Below are 3004 nucleotides of genomic sequence, written 5' to 3' on the forward strand. Positions count from 1 at the left end.
GGTTTCTTGACCGCCCAGAGGGCGGCGTTACAAAATACTATTTCTTAATTATAAATTGTAAGGTGGGCGCGAGCCGCTCTTCGTATTTAGGGAATCCAAAATCCACAATTGCTAATGGTGAATTGTGCCATCTGGCATAGTTGCTCCTTGCAAGTTAACATCATTTAGATTCACTCCCGCGATATTAGCACCTCTGAGATTAGCCCCCATCAAATTAGCGCCTGTGAAGTCAACTTTACTCAGATTTGTCCATCTAAAATCCGTCCCGCTCAAGTCAGCAAAACTAAGATTAGCTCGAAAAAGATAAGCTCCATTTAAGTGAGCGCCACTCAAATTAGCTTTATGTAAATTCGCTCGATAAAGGTGTGCGTCTACCAGTTCAGCTTCGTAGAGATTAGCTTGAGTAAGATTGGCATTACTAAGGTTAGCTCCTATCAAGTAAACCTTCATCATTACCGTTCCAGTTAAGTTAGCCTCACCCAAATCTGCTCCTCTCAAATTAGCACCGCTCATGTCAGCACCGATTAAATTTGCAGCACTCAAATCTGCTCCTCCGAAATCAGTTGATTGAAGGTTAGCGCCTGTCAAATTAGCTGCAATTAAACTAGCATCAATTAATTCAGCAAATGAAAGGTTAGCCAGACTAAGATTAGCATCTTTCAGGTTAGCAGCTATTAATTTAGCATTGCTTAAATTCGCTCTGAAAAGGTTAACTCCGACGAAATTAATACCTTTTAAATTAAACTCTCTGAGGTTGGAGTCGCTCAAATCTAGTTCTATATTCCCGTTCCGATTTCGCCAATCATTCCACTGATTAACACCAAATTTTAGCAGTGCCAAATGTTCCGTATTTGCCATAATAAATTAAATCCCCACTCCCAAATTAAAAGTTTAAAATTAGCTATTCAGTCCGCCCTAAAACAGAATTTTCGCGGCCCGCAACACTTTCAATAGCAACTCGCGCTGCACTAGAACCAGCCAAAATATCCCGTTCTTCCCCGCCTAAATAAAGTCGTCCGAAACTACCGACAGCCTGAACTTCTAATATATTAATTGAAGCCGCTTTTTCTGCCTCATTTGCTGCTAAAGCCGCATAAGCAGCAGGTTCAACTTCAAATACATAAAGCGTTTGTCCTGCTAATAGCAATTGTCCTCGCCGCGTGCGGTTAATTAATTGTGTTTGGTGAGCGTCAATATTGCGGATAATTTGGCTAGAAATTACTCGCGGTTTAATACATTCTTCTCTCCGAACTCCCAAAGCTTCCAAAATTGCTTTGCCAGCGGCTCTTGTCTCCCCTTGACGGCTAGAATGAACTTCTAAAAGACCGTAAAGCCTCTCTACAATTTGTACTCCAGGCCGTACAGAAGCAGATTTTAGGGCGATATCTGTAATTTTGTTAATTTCAATCCCTGGCGATATTTCTATCCATAGTGACGCATCTCCTGGTAATGGTAAAAATCCGGCGGCTACAGTGCCGATATAAGCCGCGTGTTGTGGCTGTAAACTGTCTAGAAATACGTAGCTGCGTAACTCTATTCCCAAAGTTTTTATCTCCGCCCATTAGGGTATAACTATTAGACTTCTTGCAACAATTAAATCTTAAAGAGATTTAAAAATATTGATTTCCCCCCCCTTCCCTTGCAGAGAAGGGGGCTGGGGGGTTAGGTCTTTTTACTGTAATTGTTAACGGTTAACTGTTAACAATTAACCGTTAACAATTAACTATTTTCCAAAACCTTTGCCACGACCGGCGGAAGGAATACAAAGGCAATTTTCTAGCTGCGATCGCAGCGTATCATGTTCCAAACCTTGACCGATCAGAACTATCTGATTTTTTGGCTGACCTTTCCACTCGTCGTCATCAATAGAAAAACGCTTACCGCTAAGGTGGAAAATATGCCGTTTAGGACTTTCCTCAAACCACATAATACCCTTAGCTCTAAACACATTCATCGGTAGTTGATGATCTAAGAAATACTGAAATTTCCTTAAAGAAAATGGGCGATCGCTTTGGAAAGAAAGGGAAGTAAACCCATCATTCTCTAAATGGTGGGAATGATGGTCATGGTCATGGTCGTGGTCATGGTCATGGTCATGGTCATGATCGTGCCCACACTCAGTATGATCGTGTGCATGATCGTGGTCATGATCGTGTCCGTGACTACCCGTAGCTTTCTCAGGTTGGAAATATTTCTCTGACTCAAACAAACCTACACTAAGAACTAGAGGGAGGGGAACTTGCGATCGCACTGTCCGCACAATTCGCGCCCCTTCTTTCACATCGCGAATCTTAACTTCCAACAAATCTAAATCCGCTGCATCTACCAAATCTGACTTATTCAACAAAATGATATCGCCGTAAGCAATTTGACTGTAAGCAGCTTGACTGTTGAACAAATCTAAGCTATAATTAGCCGCATCTACCACCGTCACAATTGAATCCAGACGAGTCATATCTCGCAATTCTGTACCCAAGAAAGTCAACGCTACAGGCAAAGGATCTGCTAGTCCCGTTGTCTCCACTACCAGATAATCTAACTTCTCTGGACGCTCTAAAACTTTATAAACAGCATTGACCAAATCTTCATTAATCGTACAGCAAATACAGCCGTTATTCAACTCCACCATGCTGTCGTCAGAAGTAACAATCAGCTCATTGTCAATGCCAATTTCGCCAAACTCATTTACTAGAACTGCTGTTTTCAAACCCTCCTGATTGGTCAGAATATGGTTAAGCAGTGTTGTCTTGCCGCTACCAAGAAAACCAGTAATAATTGTGACTGGTAATCCTTGTTTTGGAGCCTCCATCACTGGAGTGGCTTCGATTTGATTAGTTGTTGATTGCATAGACTAGGGGCTAGGGGTTAGGGGCTACGATGCTCGGGGAAGAAGGGAATAGAATTAAGTCGGCTTCAACAATTCAGAGTATCTTAAACGCCTTAGCGGTTGCTATAACAGGAGTTACGCTTTACGTAACGCCGCCATCCTGGCGGTTCTTTGACC

General features: G+C 42.2%; 3 protein-coding genes. All 3 read right to left on the bottom strand.

All coding sequences use genetic code 11. The features are described 5' to 3' along the window. Positions 1-111 precede the first annotated feature (111 nt). On the bottom strand, positions 112-858 hold the full coding sequence (locus PY364_RS28745) for a pentapeptide repeat-containing protein (protein WP_275571122.1): 747 nt from the start codon (positions 856-858) through the stop codon (positions 112-114). Positions 859-901: 43 nt separating this feature from the next. Beyond that, positions 902-1543: a hypothetical protein gene (locus PY364_RS28750; RefSeq protein ID WP_275571123.1), complete on the bottom strand. Its 642-nt coding sequence runs from the start codon at positions 1541-1543 to the stop codon at positions 902-904. A 180-nt stretch (positions 1544-1723) separates the two neighbouring features. Beyond that, positions 1724-2848 carry a GTP-binding protein gene (locus PY364_RS28755; RefSeq protein WP_275571124.1) on the bottom strand — a complete coding sequence of 375 codons (1125 nt, stop codon included), beginning with the start codon at positions 2846-2848 and terminating at the stop codon, positions 1724-1726. Positions 2849-3004: the final 156 nt, after the last annotated feature.

Source organism: Kamptonema sp. UHCC 0994 (assembly GCF_029167235.1).
GTDB lineage: Bacteria > Cyanobacteriota > Cyanobacteriia > Cyanobacteriales > Microcoleaceae > Kamptonema.

What these genes read in the sequence shown, in the direction of transcription:
- PY364_RS28745 (WP_275571122.1), bottom strand. Translation starts at nt 858, where the DNA reads ATGGCAAATACGGAACATTTGGCACTGCTAAAATTTGGTGTTAATCAG.
- PY364_RS28755 (WP_275571124.1), bottom strand. Translation starts at nt 2,848, where the DNA reads ATGCAATCAACAACTAATCAAATCGAAGCCACTCCAGTGATGGAGGCT.